This is a genomic window from Pseudomonas sp. EGD-AK9 (genome assembly GCF_000465935.2).
Taxonomy (GTDB): Bacteria; Pseudomonadota; Gammaproteobacteria; order Pseudomonadales; family Pseudomonadaceae; genus Aquipseudomonas.
In genome coordinates this window covers 1-1,350 of sequence record NZ_AVOF01000563.1, presented here as the reverse complement: position 1 = coordinate 1,350, position 1,350 = coordinate 1, and the positions used below count along the sequence as shown (strand labels likewise).

Annotated in this window: 1 protein-coding gene and 1 pseudogene; both read left to right on the top strand. The window is 69.8% G+C overall.

The window, feature by feature from the left end:
* Nucleotides 1–245, top strand: a pseudogene (locus tag N878_RS20680) (thermonuclease family protein); the annotation flags it as partial.
* A partial coding sequence (locus tag N878_RS20675; RefSeq protein ID WP_021445439.1) for a M48 family metalloprotease occupies nucleotides 242–1,350 on the top strand: 1,109 nt, incomplete at its 3' end. The pseudogene N878_RS20680 and the gene N878_RS20675, both read left to right, overlap by 4 nt.

The following is a 1,350-nucleotide window of genomic DNA, read 5'->3' as shown; positions in this document are numbered from 1 at the left end:
GCGTGAGCCAGGTGCAACGCAATCGTGGCGGCCTGTGGCTGGAGCTGGACGGCGGGCGGGTGTTGCGGGTGGCGCCGGCGCTGCTTGAGCAGTTCGATGTGCGCGCGCTGCAGCGCCTCGAGGGCGCGCGGGTGGAGGCGCGCGGCTGGGTGATCGACCGCCAGTCCCGCGGCGGCTTGAAATCCGCCCAGGCGCGGTGGATGCTGCCACTGACCCACCCGGCGATGCTGGAGGTGTTGCCATGATGCGAACCGTGCTTGTCTGTCTGGCCTGTGCCTGGCTGGCCGGTTGCGCGGTCAACCCGGCCACCGGGCGCAACGACTTCGTGATGATGAGCGAGCGCCAGGAACTGGATCTCGGCGCGCGCTACAACCAGGAAATCCTCAAGCAGTACCCGCGTTACGACGACGCCAGGCTGCAGGCCTATATCCAGCGGGTCGGCGAGCGGGTGGCGCGCAACAGTCATCGCAGCCAGCTCAACTATGTCTTCACCCTGGTCGACAGCCCCGACATCAACGCCTTTGCCCTGCCCGGCGGCTATATCTACATCCATCGCGGCTTGCTCGCCTACCTCAATTCCGAGGCCGAGCTGGCCGCGGTGCTCGGCCACGAGGTCGGCCACGTCACCGCGCGGCACAGCGTGCGCCAGCAGAGCCAGTCCACCGCCTGGGGGCTGCTCGGCCAGGCCGCGGCCATCGGCACCGGCATCGGCGCGGTGGGCGACCTGACCGGGGTGATGGGCAACGCCTTCGTGCGTGGCTACGGCCGCGACATGGAGCTGGAGGCCGACGGCCTCGGCGCCCAGTACCTGGCGCGCAGCGGTTACGACCCGCAGGCGATGATCGAGGTGGTCAAGGTGCTGAAGAACCAGGAGGACTTCGCCCGTGCCCAGGCGGCCAAGCGCGGCGAAGCGGTAGCGGCCGGCGGTTATCACGGTCTGTTCGACACCCACCCGGACAACGAGCGACGCCTGCAGCAGGTGGTCGGCCCGGCCCGCGCCCTGGTCGGCGAGTCTCAGGAAGTGGGGCGCGATACCTTCCTGCAGATGCTCGACGGCCTGGTGTTCGGCGACTCGGCCGCCAGCGGCATTCGTCGCGGGCGGCACTTCTATCACGGCGAACTGGATTTCACCCTGAGCTATCCGGCCGGCTGGCAGCTGGTCAATCGCCCGGACGTGCTGATCGGCCACAGCGCCGATCAGCAGGCCTTCGTCGCCATGACCCTGGAGGCGGCGGACGCGCGCCTGACGCCGGCGGAATTTCTTCGCCAGCGGGTCGGCAACCAGCGCCTGGCCGCCGGCGAAGAGCTGCGCCTGGGCGCGCTGCAGGGCTACACCGCGGTGCTGCCGGG